Below are 16,376 nucleotides of genomic sequence, written 5' to 3'. Positions count from 1 at the left end.
ATCATGATTTTTGGTTTATTTCTTTACTCTGTTAGTTTGCTCTCGCAAGTTCTTGCCGCTATTTTTGCGATTTCTCTGTTCCTTCGATCTCACACTTATCGCTCGGTTTGCGGATTTTTAGCGATTGGTCTGGCATTAATGGTTGGTAGACGCATCACGCCATTGGTTCAAGCTTTTAACAATGGTCATATTAACCTTATTGATGCTGCGCTTGCTGTTTCGATCTCGCTATTTCTGATGCTTGGAATGATTCATTTGAAAAAGCTATTAATTGACATTGAAGATAAAAGTTTTCTTTTGGAAGAGATTTCTAAATTAGATTCATTAACTCCAGCAATGAGTCGTGTAGAAACCCTTTTTAGGACTGACTTAGAGATTAAAAAAGCATTTAGAAGCAAAAAGCCTATTTCTTTTTTAATGCTTGATATTGATCACTTCAAGATTGTGAATGATGCCTACGGACATCCTATTGGGGATGAGGTATTAATTAGTCTTGTCAATAAATGTCTTGAGGAGTTGCGCGAAATAGATATTTTAGGACGAGTAGGAGGTGAAGAATTTTTAGCCATACTGCCCCAAGCTGATAAACAAGAAGCTATGAATGCAGCGGAGCGATTGAGAGCTCACATTGAAAATACTTCATGTCGCACTTCAACGGGTCGGGACATATTCATCACAATCAGCATTGGTATTGCTGTCTTCAATCCAGAGGCTGAAGAAGGTATAGATTCTGGATCTATTCTCAGAAAATACTATGCTGCCTGTGATAAGGCGATGTACGAAGCTAAGAAAGCAGGAAGAAATCAGATTTGTGTTGGTTAGATTTCATATTGACCTTTCAGGACCATCTAATCATCTAATATATTTCGGCAAATTTAAATCTTGAAAGCTTCCACATGTTTTTGATTGTCATCCAGAAAAATTGCGCGTTGTCGTTGAGGCGCTAGATCTGTATTTAATTTAGACGCAGTTCGGGCATCAATCAGAATCTCTCCAGAATCAGCCCCATGACAAAGTTTCAAAGCAAATTCTCTGACATCTCCAAGGACGGTATAAAACTCTTTGTCGTGAATTTTTGTCATCCTTAACGAAGCATAACCTGTCGCTATTCCTATGCTCAGAAACAACGGCTCGCTATAGCCTTTTTGATTCCAGCGAACCTTGAGATTATTAAATGCAGTATTAAATCGTTTAGCTAAACTGGCTGCATTTAGCATTGGGTTATCTATTGGGGTAGGGTCGTTAAAGAGGATCACGAATTCATCGCACGAGAAGCGTTGAACTTTACCAAAAAATTGACCAATAAGCTTGCCCAGAACTTGATGCACTTCGCTTAGAATGATTGCCACTTCCTCTGTTTGTCTGCCTGTTACAAACTGACTGAAGCGATGTAATTGAATGACAACCATCGTAATTTCGCTACGATGGGATTCCTCGGTATTGACTTGATTTTCATCAATCATGATGTCTGAGGCATCAGTAGATAAAGATAGTTTGAGATTATTCAAATTGATAATTTCATTTTCTTGTTCTAAAAGTTTTGCTTCTAGTTCTTTGCGGATACTAGCAATCCGAAGTAAAGAGTCAATTCTGGCAAATAATTCGGCTTGATTGAGGGGTTTACCTAAAAAATCATCTGCTCCAGCTTCTAAACCCTTTACCTTTTCGGCGACAGGATCTAACGCTGATAGCATAACCACAGGCAACAGCTTTGTGAGCGGATCTTGTCGAATTGCTTGGCATACCTCGTAGCCTGACATCTCAGGCATCATCACATCGAGCACTACTAAATCGGGAATTGATTCCTTAATGGATGCAAGCGCTTGAGAACCACTAGAAGCTGTTTTAACTTCGTAGCTATGGCTTTCTAGTACCGCTTTTAATAAATCAATATTTTCAGGTGTGTCATCGACTATCAAAATAGTGCCAAGCTTCATATCGTATCCGTTCTTTTTTAAAATTAAATTCAGGTAGCTATTTGATTGCGACCGTTTTGTTTCGCTGTATACATCGACATATCAGCCTGATTGACTAGATCATTGAGTAGGATATTTTGAGGATTATCTAAATGTTCTTTTGGATTAAGTATGGCTATCCCAATACTGATCGTAACTTGAATTGGTATTGATGAGCTGGTTTCATATGTGGCTATAGCAATATCATTTCTGATGCGCTCGGCAATGTCTATTGCACTCTCAAGCTCGGTATCTGGCAAGAGAATCAAAAATTCATCTCCACCAATACGACCTATAGAGTCTGTTGAGCGCAGAGTTTTTTGAATTTTCCTGACAAGACTCGTTAAAACCTCGTCTCCTACTTGATGACCATGCTGATCATTAATGTTCTTAAAGTAATCAATGTCTGCCGCCATTAAAGCCAAAGAGCGTTTATTTCTTTGTGAGCGATCAATCTCAATACAGAGTTGATGAAGGATTTCGGTACGACTGAATGATTTTGTTAATGGATCATATTTGGTGAGAGTTTCTAAAAGGCTTAGATTTTTTACTGATTCTTTATGGATATTAGCAATTCTCAACAAGGACTCAATTTTGGCAAATAATTCGGCTTGATTTAGGGGCTTACCTAAAAAATCATCTGCTCCGGCCTCCAAACCCTTGGTCTTTTCGACGGCGGGATCTAATGCCGATAACATTAACACTGGCAATAGTCTTGTCTTTGGATCTTGTCGTATAACTTGGCAAACTTCATAGCCTGACATCCCAGGCATCATCACGTCGAGTACTACTAAATCTGGAATAGATTCTTGAATCGCTGCAAGGGCTTTGAGGCCGCTAGAGGCAGTTTTGACATGAAAGTCATGACTTTCCAGCACTGCTTTTAGTAAATCAATGTTTTCGACAGTATCGTCGACTATGAGAATAGTAGCGTTTTGCATATACTTCATATCGCCTTCAAAAACTTATATTAATTGTATTAATACTAGCTTATATATGCGTTTCATAATTTTATATTGATGTAGTACCTACTCATGTTTTGCAGAGATAGTCGATAATCTTGTTTTTACCTTGAAAATAGCATCAATATTCCTTGCCAAAGCAGCCATTGGGAAGAAATATTGCATTCGTAGGCTTAGAATCGGTTCAAATTTGTAAAATTGCATTCTTGTAAAAAGGGTAACCCTTGATTGACTTACTGTTGATATTTTTATGAAAAAGTATGATTTCACGGCCATTCTGTTTGGCCTGCTGCTAACTGCTATTGCAGCTTATTTCATGTTGCGCCCATCTACTGGTCAAAGTACCCCTGCATCCTCTATTCCAACAGTGCAAATTGGCAATCTGATTTGGGATCGAACTGAGATGAATATTGCTGATGTCAAAGGCTTTGCTGCTACTGGTTTTGTGAGTGCTGCCGAGAAAAAGGGTGGCGGCCTTTCTTATGAAGGCGGCTTTGTGCAAAAGCCGGGTTGGACTTGGAAGACTCCTTACGGAGTTCCTGCAGGGGATTCTGAGCCTGCAGTGCATCTCAACCAAAAAGAAGCCGAGTCTATTTGTCGTTACTACGGCAAACGTTTGCCGACTGATGCTGAGTGGACCTCAGCTGCATTCTTAGAGCAAAGAGCCAATCCTCCTGCTGGCTATGTCAAAGGACAACGTTACCCATTTCCTGGTGGTAATACTCCAGCGGTTTCTCATTGCTTAAGTGGTTGTGGTGACTACAAAGGTTTGGCTCCTGCTGGAGCCTTAAATCGTGGCACAGGGCACGTCACCACAAAGACTACGAAGCCCGGTGTCAATGGTATGTTCGATATGGGTGGCAATGTTTGGGAGTGGACGGCTACAGAGCGTAACGGTGGGTACATTACCCGTGGTGCCTCATGGTGGTATGGTCCAGAGAGACAGCAAGAGTCTGATGTGGAATCTAAAGCAGGTGATATCGCGGTGGTGTATATCGGATTTCGGTGTGTGGCTGATGCCGTGAAACAATAGGGCATGACTAGTCCTGCAGTAGATTCATCCGATATCGAAGTTACGCCTGATTACCAGGCAGTTATTGAGGCTATTGAGCGTCACGACCCCTATATCTTTGTCAGCGGTAAAGCAGGTACGGGCAAAACAACGCTCATTGGCCATCTTCGAGAAACCATTCCTGGGAATGTTGTCGTTGTAGCGCCAACTGGTGTAGCGGCATTACAAGTGAAGGGCGTTACCATTCACTCTTTCTTCAGATTACCGCCTCGGTTGATCTTTCCAGAAGAGGATATCAAGCCATTACGCGATAAGCGCCTTTATAAAGATATACGTCTACTCATCATTGATGAGATTTCGATGGTGCGCGCAGACGTAGTCGATGCAATGGACTTGTTTTTGCGCGAGAACGGGCCACAAAAAGGTAAACCCTTTGGCGGTATTCAGGTGATGTTTGTGGGGGATTTGTTTCAGTTGCCACCAGTAGTGTCGAGCAGTGATATGCAAGTACTTGCTGATCGTGGTTACGAGGGGCCTTATTTCTTCTGCGCCATGGCTCTGCATCGTAAAGATGTCACCATGGTGGAGTTATCCAAGATCTTCCGTCAAAAAGATGAACACTTTGCTGATCTTCTCAATCGTATCCGTATTAATCACGATGTAGATGAAGCCATTGAGATTCTGAATGCCCAGTGTTATCGCAAAGATATTGAGGCAGATGAAGAAACCATCACACTCACCACTACCAATGCCAGAGCAGATCAAATCAATGGTGCTGGATTGCGTGCTATTACGAATGAAGTCAAGGTTTATGCAGGCAAAACGACTGGTAAGTTCAATGTCGATGAGCGTAACTTACCTTCAGCCAATAATCTGGCCCTCAAGGTGGGCGCAAAGGTGATGTTTACCGCCACAGATCCAGGTTTTCCGAAACGCTGGGTGAACGGCACTATTGGTGTTGTGCGAGAGATGCTCCCAGATAAAATAAAAGTGATGGTGAAGAACGGCCCTTATTCCAATACCGTTGAAGTCACCGGACATCAATGGGAATCCTATCGTTACGATCACGACATGATGTCTGGCAAGATCTCGCCTAGCATTATTGGTACTTATGTGCAGATTCCCTTAATGCTAGCTTGGGCGGTCACCATTCATAAGAGTCAGGGCAAGACGCTTGATAAAGTCAAAGTAGATCTATCGTCTGGCGCATTTGCCTCAGGCCAAGTCTATGTGGCGCTGAGTAGATGTAAAACCATTGAAGGCATATCACTGCAAAGGCCGATTGAGCCCAGGGATGTGAGCTGTGATCAAGAGATCAAGCGTTTTTATATGAATTGCTTGCCAGCCAAATAAAGCTTAAGCAGCCTTTCTCATTTTTCTAATCGGGTTGACTCTTGGTTTGACCCCCTTTTGCCTTTCAAGCGCTGCGCTAGCAATTAACTTAAATTCACCTTCAACAAATCTTTTTAAAGCCTCACGCATGAGGGGTTGGTATCCCATGTCATATTTTGTACCCAAGAGCTTATATGACTCAATTAAGTCTTTTTCAAGTCGAATGGAGATCATTTGCAAGCCTAGTGCATCATCGATTTGGATGCCAATTTTTTTATCTACAGCTTTGGCGTACTTGATGTCCCTGCCAACTTCACCGCTTTCCCAGGAATCAGCAGTATTTTGAATCTTTACCTTCTTCATTTTTTTTGCGATCATCGCTTTCCTCGCTTGTAAGCTTTAATATTTCGTCAATTCCACAGATATGACACTGTTAGTAAGGTATTGATATTGTATTGTATATATGAATTTCTGATGAATTTGGTGTAAATGCAGTTTTTAGATAGATCATTCCATCGTCGAATAGGAAAACGACCTTAATCAATACTCCACGATCATTTTCTGAGATAAACCATTCGGTTGGAGGCTCTGTTTGATGATCTAGCCTATTATCTATCAGGTATGAGTGGGTTCTATTGCGAAAACACTGCTCAACATCGCTACGGCTTATGCCGTGCTTTAGTGCCAACTTTTCTTGAATCGCTGGACTGATGATCAGATTTTTCATGCACTCACCTTAAAATAGTATATACAAATTTTATCAAACAGGTGGCCCAATACATGGATAAGCGCTTTAATCTCCCCAAGCGAAACAGTGGAATTTATTGATGAACTTTTAAGTAGAGTTATTTACAAAATGAACTCTTTACTACCCAGTCCTGCTCTGATGAAAAATGATCTCACTCATGTGATTGAACACATTAGCCAGATCAATAAACAAGTACTTCGTCTACAGCGATCTAAAAAGGAGGTCAGAGTAGGGTGGCGAGAATACACTCAGCGCATAGAAAAAGATGGCGCTGATGATTTGCTACCGTATGAATTTCTCAAGATTCATGACAAAGATTGGGTTTGGTGGGTAACTAAATTAACGGTTAGTTTTTGACTTAAAACCCAGCCGCCAATCCATCTCTGCGGTGATCACTACCAGCAATATAAGCAGAGTCAGCTTCATCACTAATTTTGGCAATGGCCTGGGCACTACCAAAATCTAAGCTGTTCGCAGGCATCACCATGACTTCGTGACCCATATTTTTGAGGCCCTCAACAATATTCGCTGGCATTCCTGCTTCTACAGTGAGCTTGCCTAAATCATCGATTCGCCAGCGTGGCGCATCTGAACAAGCTTGCGGGTTGAGATATTCGTCTACAAAGCGCATGACTACTTGAATATGGCCTTGCGGTTGCATATTGCCACCCATCACTCCAAACGCCATAGTGGGCTTTCCATCTTTTGTTAAGAAGGCCGGTAGTATGGTGTGGAAAGGACGCTTACCAGGAGCAACTTGATTGGGATGTCCTGCTTTGAGGCTAAAGCTCATGCCGCGGTTGTGAAAGGCAATGCCACCAGGGGCAACAACACCAGAACCAAAGCCTTTAAAGTTCGACTGAATATACGAAATCATCATGCCAGATTCATCTGCGGCGCAAAGATAGACGGTGCCACCAGAGTGCGGATCACCAGGCCCATAAGTGCCGGCTTTAGTGTGATCAATGAGGGCAGCGCGGCTGCTTAAGTAATCTCGATCTAATAAGCTCGATACCGGAACTTGCATTGAGTGCGCATCGGATACATATTCATATACATCAGCAAAAGCAATTTTCATCGCCTCTACTTGCAAATGAATACGCTGTGCAGAATTGGCTGGATATTGCTTAACATTAGCAGCCTCTAAAATGCCTAATGCGATTTGTGCAGCAATGCCAGAGCCGTTAGGCGGAATTTCATGAAGGGTGTAGTCGCCATAATCAAACGCTAGTGGCTCAACCCAGTCTGGTTTGTTATCTGCAAAGTCTTGCATAGAAAAGCAACCACCTGAGGTTTTAGCAAAGTCAACCATGCTTTGGGCAAGAGCACCTTTGTAAAAAGACTGTCCTGCAGTGGCAGCAATCTCTTTGAGTGTTTTTGCTTGCGCAGGGAATTTCCAGATTTCACCCGCTTGAGGAGCCTTGCCATCAATCAGAAATGATTCTGCAAACCCCGGTTGATTTTTGAGAACTGGAATTGCTTCACGCCATTGACGTGCAATCACCGGAGAAATTGGAAACCCATTTTCTGCATAATCGATTGCACGTTTAAAGAGTTGCGCAAACGGTAGCTTGCCAAATTTTTTCGATAGTTCAACCCAGCCGGCCACCATACCAGGAACAGTGACCGTATTCCAGCCAATTAAATCCATCGCAGTCTTGCCAGCAAAATATTCTGGTGTCCAAGCAGCAGGCGCTCGTCCAGAAGCATTTAAACCATGGAGTTTTTTACCATCCCAAAGAATCGCAAAGCCATCGCCACCAAGACCATTCATGGTGGGCTCAACAACCGTTAAGGTAATGGCAGTAGCCAGCGCAGCATCAACGGCATTGCCACCATTTTGTAGTGCCTCAATGCCCGCTTGCGTGGCAAGGGGCTGTGAGCTAGCAACGGTATTCCTGGCAAGAACAGGGGCGCGACCGCCACCAAAGGGAGGGGAAATCAACATAGGGACTTATTTATTGGGTTATTGAATGCGTCAATCAACTTTGACATTCGCTGACTTTACTACTTTCTCCCATTTAGCATGCTCATCCGTTGTGATCTCTGCTAATTTCTGTGAGTTAGCAAATTGCGGATGAATACCTTGATTTGCCATACGCGCTTTGAAATCAGGATTGGTCAGAATCTTGCGAATTTCTTTTTCCAACTTACTAACAATCAATGGGGATGTGCCTTTAGGTACGTAGACTGCATAAAAGTTTTCTACATCAAACTGCTTCATGCCATCTTGCCCCAGTGTCGGAAGATTAGGCATCAGTGGTGAGCGCTCTGCTGCTGCAATCGCAATAGGGCGCAACTTACCGCTCTGAATATGCGGTAAAGAAGCCGTAACGCTATCAAACATCATTAGCGTATTACCAGCAATTAAATCGGGGAGGGCAAAGCTGCTGCCCTTATAAGGAATATGAGTGCCAGTGGCGCTGATTCTTTGCATAAAGAGTGTGGACTCTAAGTGCGAGAGACTGCCATTACCTTGAGAAGCATAATTGAAATCCCCCTTTTTAGATTTAATGAATGCAATTAACTCGGGTAAGTTTTTTGCTGGAACGGTTGGATTGACAACAATGAGGTGGGGAATGGTTCCTACTAAGGCAACTGGTTCAAAGTCTTTCCGTAAATCTGCTGGTGGATTTTTAAATAAGGCCTGAGAAATCGTTTGATTCGTTAAGGCGCTGAAATGAATCGTATAACCATCTGGCGCAGCCTTTGCTGCAGCTTGTAAACCAATCATGCCGCCAGCACCCGGTTTATTTTCAACCACAATGGATTGACCTAAAGCTTCGCCAAGTGGTGCCATGACGGCCCGCGCAAATACATCGGTTGAGCCACCAGCAGGGAATGCCAGAATAGCGATGATGGGTTTCTTGGGCCAATCCGTATCAGGCGCAGCTAATGCGGATGCAGCCAGGAGGAGGCCAATAAAACTAGATAGTAGGAGTTTTAGTACTTTCATTGCGGGTTCCATTCAGTATCTCAAAGGTAATCAGTTATATAGTATTAGATATTCATCATCGGTTCATTGATATCAGCAGAAAGATTTATGGCAGCTTCCGGTTCAAACAATATTGATATGTCAGCCTATTGGCTGCCCTTCACTCCCAATCGTTACTTTCATCAAAATCCAAAAGTAATGCAGTCTGCCAAGGGAGCTTACTACTTCGACAATCAAGGGCGTAAGTTGTTTGATGGTCTTTCTGGGCTCTGGTGCTCCCCATTGGGGCATGCTGATCCACGTATTGGTGCAGCAATTAGTAAGCAATATGAAACCATGGACTATTGCCCTGCGTTTCAGATGGCAAGCGAAGCTACTTTTAGTCTCGCAACTCGAATTGCTAAGATGGCGCCTAAGGGACTGGATAAAGTATTTTTCACAAACTCTGGTTCTGAGGCGGTAGACACAGCACTTAAGATTGCCATTGGATATCACCGCGTGATGGGCAATGCTTCCCGAGTTCGCATGATTGGTAGAGATCGCGCATATCACGGCGTAGGAATGGGCGGTATCTCAGTGGGGGGCATGGTTGCCAATCGTAAAATGTTTACGAGCCTAATGATTCCTGGCGTTGATCATTTGCCGCACACCTTAAATCTTTCTCAAATGGCCTTTTCAAAAGGGCAGCCCACTTGGGGCGCTCATCTGGCAGATGAATTAGAAAAGATCGTCGCTTTGCATGATGCCAATACGATTGCCGCAGTGATTTTGGAGCCGGTACAAGGTTCAACCGGTGTGATCGTGCCACCAGAAGGTTACTTGCAAAAGATTCGCGAGATTTGTACGAAGCACGGCATCCTTTTAATTTTTGATGAAGTCATTACTGGCTTTGGTCGCTTAGGTGCTAACTTTGGAGCCGATCGTTTTGGTGTGCTGCCAGACATGATCACTTTTGCCAAAGCAATTACCAATGGCGTGATCCCCATGGGCGGCGTACTTGTGCGAGGCGATATTTATGACAATATCATCGGCAATGGTGGGCAAGAACAAGCGATTGAGTTCTTTCATGGTTACACCTATTCAGGCCATCCAATACCAACTGCAGCAGCCCATGCAGTCCTCGATATTTTTGAATCAGATGACTTAGTCAAGCGCGCCAAAGCATTAGAACCAGTTCTCGAGAATTGCCTACATGCCCTAAATGGTAAGGCTGGAATATTAGATATCCGAAACTTTGGTTTATCTGGCGCGGTCGATCTAGACCCTGTACCAGGAAAGCCTGGCCTACGTGCTTTAAAAGTTCTAGAGGCTTGCATCGAGCGCGGAGCACTTGTGCGTGTAGCGGGTGACTGCATTGCAGTAGGCCCTCCATTTATTTCAACACCAGAAGAAGTCGAGTTCTTGTGCAGCGTGCTGGGTGATGCAGTAGATGCTGCGATGAAAGTGAATTAATTACTGATTAAATAAGTGATAGATCACAGGTATTGCAACGGCACTGATTACGCCGTTCATACCCATAGCTAGGCTTGCATAAGTTCCTGCTTCAGGATGGATGCTAAATGCCCTGGAGGTGCCAATGCCATGAGCGCCTATACCAATCGCAAAACCTCTTTGCCACCACGCCTTCATACCCAGTACATTCAAAACAAAGGGCGCCAAGATTGCCCCCAATATTCCGGTGCAAACAGCAAAGATGGCGGTTAGTGTTGGCGATACACCAATGCGCTCTGCAATACCCATGGCAATTGGTGCCGTGACTGATTTGGGATACATAGCCCCAGTAATATTAGAATCCGCTCCCAAGAGGGTGGCAATGCCAACAGCACTCGCTATCGAAATCAAGCCGCCTGTTGCTAAAGAAAAAATCAAAGGAATGGAGCGGCCCTTAAGGCTAGCCAGCCCGCGATAAATCGGTATTGCTAAAGAAACGGTTGCTGAGCCCAGCAGGAAGTGAATGAACTGCGCACCCTCAAAATAGGTGGAGTAGGGCATTTCAATGAACTGAATCATGCTGGCAACCAAGATAATGGCAATGGCCACAGGATTGGCCAATGGATTTTGCTTTGCATGCTTATAAATAGTCAGCCCCACCTGATAGGCGGCCAGTGTAAGAAAGAGCGCAAATAGTGGGCTGCCCGATAGGTAGACCCAAATCTCAACAATAGAATGCTGCTTAGTCATGAGAATCTTTGCTACTCAAAAGACGGACAACTAGAGCGCTAGAGCCTATAGTCAAAATCACACTGCCCACAAGCGCGCTAATAATAGCCAATGCATTAGCCTGCAATTGAGGCAGAAATAGCACTACGCCAACAGCAGCAGGCACAAACAGCAAACCTAGATACTGGCTAAAGCCATCTGCGACCATCGCGAGTTCAGTATTGATGCCTTTGCGTAGGACTAGCCATAGAACCAATAGAACTAGTCCAATCACTGGGCCAGGCAAGGTGGGCAATAGAAATTTGGAAACTAGCTCACCAATGCTTTGGAAGAGCAGAATTTGTACAAGGCCCGAGATCATGATCTGATCTTACAGGCTCGGATTTATGTTGCAAAGCAATATATTCATTCTTGTTTAATATAGGCACAACAAAAGTAAGGTATAAAAACCATCACAAGGGACCCCTTCCAGAAGGAAGAGTCCCTGCATAACAATATCTTTAGGAGATCACTCATGGCTGAGTTAAATGTCAATGGTAAGAAATACAAGGTGGACGTTGATCCAGATACCCCATTGTTATGGGTGATTCGTGAACAGATTGGCTTGACCGGCACCAAATATGGTTGCGGCATTGGCGCATGTGGTGCCTGTACGGTTTTATTTGAAGGTCAAGCGATGCGGAGCTGTTCATTGCCAGTTGCAGCAGCAGAGGGTAAGAAAATTGAGACGATTGAGAGCTTAGAAAAGAGCGGTCAACTCTCGAAAGTGCAAAAAGCATGGGTTGATAACCAAGTGCCCCAGTGTGGCTACTGCCAATCTGGCATGGTAATGGCAACAACTGCTTTGTTACGCAACAATCCAAAACCAAGCGATGCGCAAATTGATGAATCCATTACCAATATTTGCCGTTGCGGAACATTCCAACAAGTGCGCGCAGCAATTCATGCTGCTAGCAAGGCATAAGGGGATAAAGATGACTACAAATACAAATACTTCCCGTCGCCACTTTATTGTTGGCTCCAGTGCAATTGCTACTGGTCTAGCTATTGGCTTTGATTTTTCACTCATGTCCGACGCAAATGCTGCAATGGGCACTGGTACTACCGCAATGACACCTCTGGCTTCACCAGAAATTGGTGTGTGGGTAGTCATTAAGCCAAATGATGATGTCGTTGTTCGTATCGTCCGTTCAGAAATGGGTCAAGGCACGATTACTGGTTTATCACAAATGGTTGCAGAAGAATTAGAGTGCGACTGGAAAAAAGTTTCTTATGAATACCCATCACCAGCTGAAAGCTTAGCGCGTAAACAGGCTTGGGGTAGTTACTCCACTGGCGGTAGTCGCGGGATTCGCACTTCTGAGCAATATGTTCGTAAAGGTGGTGCAGCAGCACGCATGATGTTGATTCAGGCAGCTGCAAACCAATGGAATGTGCCTGCTTCTGAGTGTGTGGCGAAAGATAGCATCATTACTCACACACCGTCTGGTCGTAAAACGACCTTTGGTAAGGTGTCTGTTGCCGCTTCCCAATTAGAGGTTCCAAAAGAAGTTCCACTCAAGGATCCAAAAGAGTGGAAATTAATTGGTAAGTCAGTCAATCGTATTGACGGAGTTGCAGATAAGGTTACTGGTCGCCAGATCTATGCAATCGACTTGAAAATGCCTGGTATGTTGGTTGCTAACATTAAAGAATCTCCCGTATTTGGTGGTAAGGTAAAAAGTTACGATGCTGCTAAAGCCCAGAGCATGAAAGGTGTTAAAAAAGTAGTGCAGGTGGGTGATTCTGCAGTTGCTGTCGTCGCGGATACATTCTGGCAAGCCAAGACTGCTTTGGAGCAAGTGAATATCGTTTGGGATAATGGTGCCAATGGCAACGTCTCTAGTGCCTCAATTAAGAAGATGCTGGAAGAGGGTTTGACTGCGGATGACGCATTTACACACAACACCAATGGCGATGTGAAATCTGCACTTTCGAATGCATCGAAAAAAATCGAAGCTACTTACTTCTACCCTTACCTGAACCATGCCACCTTAGAACCGCAAACGGCTACTGCAAAGTGGACAGCGAATTCTTGTGAAGCGTGGGTTCCAACACAAGATGGTGAAGCATCCTTGGCGGCAGTAATTGCAGCTTCAGGCTTACCTGCTGATAAATGCAATGTTTATAAAGTAAACCTTGGCGGTGGTTTCGGTCGTCGTGGTGCATTCCAGGACTACACAACCCAAGCGGTCAACATTGCTAAGCAAATGCCTGGTACGCCGATCAAATTGATTTGGACGCGTGAAGAAGATATGACTCAAGGTCGTTACCACCCGGTGATGATGTGCAAGATGACGGCAGCCATTGACGACAAGAAAAATGTCACCGGTCTCAATATGCGTTTATCTGGCCAGTCTATTTTGGCAGCGGTTCGTCCTGCTGTGGTTGCGGCAAACAAAGGTAAGGATCCTTTGGCTTTCCAGGGCGTTGAACCCTTGGGTGAGCATGGAATTACATATAGCTTCCCAAATCTGAATATTGATCACGCAATGCGAAATACTCATGTTCCACCAGGATTCTGGCGGGGGGTGAATGTAAACCAAAATGCCATTTTTATTGAAACCTTTATGGATGAGTTGGCTGAGGCTACAGGTATGGATGCGGTGGAGTTCCGTCGCAAGCATATGCAAGAGTTTCCGCGTGCAGTAGCAGTATTAAATGCGGTGGCTGATGGTATTGGATGGAATAAACCTGCTGCACCTGGCGTATTTCGTGGTGTGGCACAAATGCGCTCTTTCGGCAGCTATGTTGCTGCAGCGTGTGAACTCTCCGTTAAAAATGGAAATGAAGTGAAGATTCATCGTATCGTCGCTGCTACCGATCCTGGCTACGCTGTGAATCCTGCGCAGATTAATCGCCAGGTATCCGGTTCCTTTGTCTATGGTCTATCTGCATTATTTGAAGAAGAGATCACGATCGAAAAAGGCGCTGTTGTTCAGAAAAACTTTGATACTTTTGGCTCGATTCGCCTATCTCAAATGCCTCCTGTGGAAACCATCATCATTCAAGGTGGCGGCAAAGAATGGGGTGGTGTAGGGGAGCCAACGATTGCGGTAGCGGCGCCTGCAGTGCTCAATGCGTTTTATCGAGCAACCGGTAAACGCTTGCGTACAGTGCCATTGAAAAACAGCGGCATCAAGTTGGTTTAAAGTGCAATTGTGAAAATGCAGGAATGAGAATGAGGTCTGTATTAGCAGCATGCGTGCTAGTCTTCCTCAATCTCAGCTGCGCAAACGCTCAAACGATATTGGGGGATTCGGTTTTCGAATCCCTTTCTTCTGCTCCCGGTGACGCAACTCGAGGTAGGGGAATCGTCGCCAGTCGTCAAACTGGTTTGTGCCTCTTGTGTCATAGCGGACCATTTCCTGAGGAGCGTTTCCAGGGAAATTTGGCGCCAGAGTTAGGGGTCAGCGTTGCTCGCCTTACTATCCCTCAATTGCGGGCGCGCATCGTTGATGCGAGTCACTTTAATCCGACTACGATCATGCCGGCTTATTTCAAAACTGAACACTTAAATCGAGTTGCACCAAAATTTGCAGGACAAACCATATTGAATGGCCAAGAAATTGAGGATGTTGTCGCTTTCTTGGTAAGCTTAAATAAGTGAAACGCATCATCATGATCAAACACCAGCTCCCTTTCACAATAAAACGCCGTGCTTGGATAAGGCAAATCCAACGGATTAGCCTTTTCACTTTGGGTGCTTGGTTTAGTCCCTCATTTGTGTTTGCTAAAAAGGAAGAGGCTGAAGAGGCGATTAAGAAAATCGCTGGTAATGCAAAAATTCAGGAGGGACGCGTAACTTTGACCATCCCACCCTTGGTTGAAAATGGCAATCTGGTTGTGCTAAAAGTCAGTGTCGATAGCCCGATGACCGCTAATGATTATGTAAAGTCTATTCATGTGATTGCCGAAGGTAATCCGTTGCCAAATATCTTTACTGCTTATTTAACGCCTCGATCAGGTACTGCCAACATTACGACGCGAGTGCGTTTGGCCGATAGCCAACGTGTTTGGGCTATTGTCCAAATGAACAATGGAAGCTTTTGGCAGGGATCAGCTGAAACTTTGGTAACGCTTTCAGCTTGCACGGAGATGGTATGAGTAAAACATCACGTACCCAAGTGACAGTCCCAGCAACCGCGAAGAAGGGGTCTATTATTGAAATTCGCGCCATCGCTCAGCATGATATGGAATCGGGCTTTCGTTACACCGAGTCTGGAAAGTTAATTCCAAGAGATATTATTCGCACCTTTACTTGCAGCTATAACGATGTCGAGGTATTTAAGGCGGACTTTTATCCTGGTATAGGCGCTAATCCTCTGATTATCTTTACAACTATTGCAACGGAATCAGGAGTCCTCGAATTCAAGTGGCTTGGTGATGATGGGTATGAGGCTGTACATCAAGCGCGTATCACCGTTTCATAGGGGTCTTGTGAGCAAGGGTATTTATCTCCAACTTATAGCACTTGCTTATTCATCATTGTTGCTAGCATCAAACTGCTTGGCTGCTCCAAACGAAGCTGGTAATAAAAAAAAATCTAGTTACGAACTAATGTCTGCTGAGACTAAAGCGATGCAGGATGACGCATCGCTAAACCCTGCCATGTTTTGGGTTGCCGAGGGCGAAAGCTTATGGCAATCTAAAGCGGGCTCAAAAAATATTGCCTGCGCTAGTTGTCATGGTGATGCAAAAAAGTCGATGCGCGGTGTAGCAACACAATACCCCAAGATGGTTAAAGGAAAGTTACAAACTCTCGAAGGACAAATCAATCAATGTCGGTCAGGAGCTCAAGGCTCGCCAGCGCTGGCTTATGAGAGCAAAGAATTGCTAGCAATCACAGCCTACATTGCCCTTCAGTCCAAAGGCATGCCTATCGCCGTGAGAGAAACCTCAGCTAATAAAGCAGAGTTAGAAAAGGGGCGACATTCATTTAACGAAAGAATGGGGCAACTCAACTTGTCCTGTGCTCAATGCCATGAGGATAGGGCAGGATTAAAGCTTGGCGGCAGTCCAATACCACAAGGCCATCCTAATGCTTATCCCATCTACCGCTTAGAGTGGCAAACCTTGGGATCACTACAGCGCCGCTTACGGAATTGCATGAGTGGAGTCAGGGCGCAGCAGTTTGAGTATGGTTCGCCAGAAATGGCCCAACTAGAACTCTTTCTCATGTGGCGAGCCAAGGGCATGCTCCTGGAAGCCCCAGGGGTCAGGCCTTAATACC

At 44.5% G+C, this 16,376-nt stretch carries 19 protein-coding genes; 11 read left to right on the top strand and 8 right to left on the bottom strand.

Annotation, left to right across the window (positions count from 1 at the left end; all coding sequences use genetic code 11):
• The first annotated feature begins 3 nt into the window (after window positions 1–3).
• Window positions 4–822, top strand: a complete 819-nt coding sequence (locus AOC07_RS05595) for a GGDEF domain-containing protein (protein ID WP_215356992.1) — start codon at window positions 4–6, stop codon at window positions 820–822.
• Window positions 823–875: 53 nt separating this feature from the next.
• On the opposite strand, the gene AOC07_RS05590 is transcribed toward AOC07_RS05595, so the two are convergent.
• Both AOC07_RS05590 and AOC07_RS05585 read right to left on the bottom strand, forming a co-directional pair.
• Window positions 876–1,937, bottom strand: coding sequence for a response regulator (locus tag AOC07_RS05590; protein ID WP_215356990.1), 1,062 nt, complete (start codon window positions 1,935–1,937; stop codon window positions 876–878).
• Window positions 1,938–1,966: 29 nt separating this feature from the next.
• Window positions 1,967–2,905 (bottom strand): diguanylate cyclase, encoded by a 939-nt coding sequence (locus AOC07_RS05585; RefSeq protein WP_215356988.1) that lies wholly within the window; start codon window positions 2,903–2,905, stop codon window positions 1,967–1,969.
• Window positions 2,906–3,167: 262 nt separating this feature from the next.
• Here AOC07_RS05585 and AOC07_RS05580 point away from each other — a divergent pair, with 262 nt between their 5' ends.
• Window positions 3,168–3,950 (top strand): SUMF1/EgtB/PvdO family nonheme iron enzyme, encoded by a 783-nt coding sequence (locus AOC07_RS05580; RefSeq protein WP_215356986.1) that lies wholly within the window; start codon window positions 3,168–3,170, stop codon window positions 3,948–3,950.
• 3 nt (window positions 3,951–3,953) lie between these two features.
• On the top strand, window positions 3,954–5,282 hold the full coding sequence (locus AOC07_RS09455) for an ATP-dependent RecD-like DNA helicase (RefSeq protein ID WP_215356984.1): 1,329 nt from the start codon (window positions 3,954–3,956) through the stop codon (window positions 5,280–5,282).
• Between the two features lie 3 nt (window positions 5,283–5,285).
• Here the strand turns inward: AOC07_RS09455 and AOC07_RS05570 are convergent, their stop codons facing one another.
• Together AOC07_RS05570 and AOC07_RS05565 are read right to left on the bottom strand one after the other, a co-directional pair.
• The gene (locus AOC07_RS05570) at window positions 5,286–5,639 is read right to left on the bottom strand and encodes a hypothetical protein (RefSeq protein ID WP_215356982.1); all 354 of its coding nucleotides are present in this window, start codon (window positions 5,637–5,639) and stop codon (window positions 5,286–5,288) included.
• 55 nt (window positions 5,640–5,694) lie between these two features.
• Window positions 5,695–5,988: an ADP-ribosyl-(dinitrogen reductase) hydrolase gene (locus AOC07_RS05565; protein WP_215356980.1), complete on the bottom strand. Its 294-nt coding sequence runs from the start codon at window positions 5,986–5,988 to the stop codon at window positions 5,695–5,697.
• A 129-nt stretch (window positions 5,989–6,117) separates the two neighbouring features.
• On the opposite strand from AOC07_RS05565, the gene AOC07_RS05560 reads away from it, so the two are divergent.
• On the top strand, window positions 6,118–6,366 hold the full coding sequence (locus AOC07_RS05560) for a hypothetical protein (RefSeq protein ID WP_215292065.1): 249 nt from the start codon (window positions 6,118–6,120) through the stop codon (window positions 6,364–6,366).
• A gap of 1 nt (window position 6,367) precedes the next feature.
• Here AOC07_RS05560 and ggt read toward each other — a convergent pair whose 3' ends face one another.
• Window positions 6,368–7,957 (bottom strand): gamma-glutamyltransferase, encoded by a 1,590-nt coding sequence (gene ggt / locus AOC07_RS05555; protein ID WP_215356979.1) that lies wholly within the window; start codon window positions 7,955–7,957, stop codon window positions 6,368–6,370.
• Window positions 7,958–7,987: 30 nt separating this feature from the next.
• Window positions 7,988–8,965 (bottom strand): tripartite tricarboxylate transporter substrate binding protein, encoded by a 978-nt coding sequence (locus tag AOC07_RS05550; protein WP_215356978.1) that lies wholly within the window; start codon window positions 8,963–8,965, stop codon window positions 7,988–7,990.
• A gap of 87 nt (window positions 8,966–9,052) precedes the next feature.
• On the opposite strand from AOC07_RS05550, the gene AOC07_RS05545 reads away from it, so the two are divergent.
• On the top strand, window positions 9,053–10,396 hold the full coding sequence (locus AOC07_RS05545) for an aspartate aminotransferase family protein (protein WP_215356977.1): 1,344 nt from the start codon (window positions 9,053–9,055) through the stop codon (window positions 10,394–10,396).
• On the opposite strand, the gene AOC07_RS05540 is transcribed toward AOC07_RS05545, so the two are convergent.
• Window positions 10,397–11,125 (bottom strand): LrgB family protein, encoded by a 729-nt coding sequence (locus AOC07_RS05540; RefSeq protein ID WP_215292059.1) that lies wholly within the window; start codon window positions 11,123–11,125, stop codon window positions 10,397–10,399.
• Complete coding sequence (locus tag AOC07_RS05535; RefSeq protein ID WP_251371639.1) at window positions 11,118–11,465, bottom strand: CidA/LrgA family protein; 348 nt, start codon at window positions 11,463–11,465, stop codon at window positions 11,118–11,120. Before AOC07_RS05535 ends, AOC07_RS05540 begins: the two co-directional genes overlap by 8 nt.
• 153 nt (window positions 11,466–11,618) lie before the next feature.
• Between AOC07_RS05535 and AOC07_RS05530 the strand changes: the two genes are divergently transcribed.
• From AOC07_RS05530 to soxA, 6 genes are all read left to right on the top strand, one after another.
• The gene (locus AOC07_RS05530) at window positions 11,619–12,068 is read left to right on the top strand and encodes a (2Fe-2S)-binding protein (protein ID WP_215292057.1); all 450 of its coding nucleotides are present in this window, start codon (window positions 11,619–11,621) and stop codon (window positions 12,066–12,068) included.
• A 10-nt stretch (window positions 12,069–12,078) separates the two neighbouring features.
• Complete coding sequence (locus AOC07_RS05525) at window positions 12,079–14,295, top strand: xanthine dehydrogenase family protein molybdopterin-binding subunit (protein WP_215292056.1); 2,217 nt, start codon at window positions 12,079–12,081, stop codon at window positions 14,293–14,295.
• Window positions 14,296–14,324: 29 nt separating this feature from the next.
• Window positions 14,325–14,753 carry a sulfur oxidation c-type cytochrome SoxX gene (soxX, locus tag AOC07_RS05520; RefSeq protein ID WP_251371638.1) on the top strand — a complete coding sequence of 143 codons (429 nt, stop codon included), beginning with the start codon at window positions 14,325–14,327 and terminating at the stop codon, window positions 14,751–14,753.
• Between the two features lie 11 nt (window positions 14,754–14,764).
• Window positions 14,765–15,250, top strand: a complete 486-nt coding sequence (locus tag AOC07_RS05515) for a SoxY-related AACIE arm protein (protein ID WP_215358481.1) — start codon at window positions 14,765–14,767, stop codon at window positions 15,248–15,250.
• A complete protein-coding gene (locus AOC07_RS05510; RefSeq protein WP_215356975.1) occupies window positions 15,247–15,576 on the top strand; it encodes a thiosulfate oxidation carrier complex protein SoxZ in 330 nt (109 codons plus the stop codon). Before AOC07_RS05515 ends, AOC07_RS05510 begins: the two co-directional genes overlap by 4 nt.
• A gap of 76 nt (window positions 15,577–15,652) precedes the next feature.
• A complete protein-coding gene (soxA, locus tag AOC07_RS05505) occupies window positions 15,653–16,372 on the top strand; it encodes a sulfur oxidation c-type cytochrome SoxA (protein ID WP_251371637.1) in 720 nt (239 codons plus the stop codon).
• Window positions 16,373–16,376: the final 4 nt, after the last annotated feature.

It is taken from the genome of Polynucleobacter sp. UB-Raua-W9 (assembly GCF_018687435.1).
Lineage (GTDB): Bacteria > Pseudomonadota > Gammaproteobacteria > Burkholderiales > Burkholderiaceae > Polynucleobacter.
Note: the sequence above shows the minus strand (reverse complement) of the source record. Positions and strands in the feature narration are given on the sequence as shown.

Bases quoted from the DNA above. Each gene is read 5' to 3' on its own strand.
- AOC07_RS05595 (WP_215356992.1), top strand. From the start codon at position 4: ATGATTTTTGGTTTATTTCTTTACTCTGTTAGTTTGCTCTCGCAAGTT.
- AOC07_RS05590 (WP_215356990.1), bottom strand. From the start codon at position 1,937: ATGAAGCTTGGCACTATTTTGATAGTCGATGACACACCTGAAAATATT.
- AOC07_RS05585 (WP_215356988.1), bottom strand. From the start codon at position 2,905: ATGAAGTATATGCAAAACGCTACTATTCTCATAGTCGACGATACTGTC.
- AOC07_RS05580 (WP_215356986.1), top strand. From the start codon at position 3,168: ATGAAAAAGTATGATTTCACGGCCATTCTGTTTGGCCTGCTGCTAACT.
- AOC07_RS09455 (WP_215356984.1), top strand. From the start codon at position 3,954: ATGACTAGTCCTGCAGTAGATTCATCCGATATCGAAGTTACGCCTGAT.
- AOC07_RS05570 (WP_215356982.1), bottom strand. From the start codon at position 5,639: ATGATCGCAAAAAAAATGAAGAAGGTAAAGATTCAAAATACTGCTGAT.
- AOC07_RS05565 (WP_215356980.1), bottom strand. From the start codon at position 5,988: ATGAAAAATCTGATCATCAGTCCAGCGATTCAAGAAAAGTTGGCACTA.
- AOC07_RS05560 (WP_215292065.1), top strand. From the start codon at position 6,118: ATGAACTCTTTACTACCCAGTCCTGCTCTGATGAAAAATGATCTCACT.
- ggt (WP_215356979.1), bottom strand. From the start codon at position 7,957: ATGTTGATTTCCCCTCCCTTTGGTGGCGGTCGCGCCCCTGTTCTTGCC.
- AOC07_RS05550 (WP_215356978.1), bottom strand. From the start codon at position 8,965: ATGAAAGTACTAAAACTCCTACTATCTAGTTTTATTGGCCTCCTCCTG.
- AOC07_RS05545 (WP_215356977.1), top strand. From the start codon at position 9,053: ATGGCAGCTTCCGGTTCAAACAATATTGATATGTCAGCCTATTGGCTG.
- AOC07_RS05540 (WP_215292059.1), bottom strand. From the start codon at position 11,125: ATGACTAAGCAGCATTCTATTGTTGAGATTTGGGTCTACCTATCGGGC.
- AOC07_RS05535 (WP_251371639.1), bottom strand. From the start codon at position 11,465: ATGATCTCGGGCCTTGTACAAATTCTGCTCTTCCAAAGCATTGGTGAG.
- AOC07_RS05530 (WP_215292057.1), top strand. From the start codon at position 11,619: ATGGCTGAGTTAAATGTCAATGGTAAGAAATACAAGGTGGACGTTGAT.
- AOC07_RS05525 (WP_215292056.1), top strand. From the start codon at position 12,079: ATGACTACAAATACAAATACTTCCCGTCGCCACTTTATTGTTGGCTCC.
- soxX (WP_251371638.1), top strand. From the start codon at position 14,325: ATGAGGTCTGTATTAGCAGCATGCGTGCTAGTCTTCCTCAATCTCAGC.
- AOC07_RS05515 (WP_215358481.1), top strand. From the start codon at position 14,765: ATGATCAAACACCAGCTCCCTTTCACAATAAAACGCCGTGCTTGGATA.
- AOC07_RS05510 (WP_215356975.1), top strand. From the start codon at position 15,247: ATGAGTAAAACATCACGTACCCAAGTGACAGTCCCAGCAACCGCGAAG.